The organism is Bacillus sp. IT-79MI2 (genome assembly GCF_949768135.1).
In the GTDB taxonomy this organism is placed as follows: Bacteria; Bacillota; Bacilli; order Bacillales; family Bacillaceae_G; genus Bacillus_A; species Bacillus_A pseudomycoides.
This window is the reverse complement of the sequence record NZ_CATKPV010000040.1, coordinates 1-216: the sequence shown is the minus strand read 5'-3', so window position 1 is coordinate 216 and position 216 is coordinate 1. Positions and strand designations below refer to the sequence as shown.

Genomic DNA, 216 nt, shown 5'->3' with positions numbered 1-216 from the left:
TAAAGGAATAAAATTACTAGCATGTTTATCAATTGGCTTATGCACTTTTAATTATTCTTCTATTTCTTTCGCTGAAACACCTAAAAGTAATTCAGCTGATGCAACAAAAAAAGCTATTAACATTGATACTGGTATAGCAAATCTTAAGTATAATAATCAAGAGGTTTTAGCAGTAAATGGTGATAAAGTAGAGAGTTTTGTTCCGAAAGAAAGTAC

At 29.2% G+C, this 216-nt stretch carries 1 pseudogene; it reads left to right on the top strand.

The annotated features are described in order from the left end of the window. Positions 1-216, top strand: a pseudogene (locus tag ACM6HU_RS02810) (alveolysin); the annotation flags it as partial.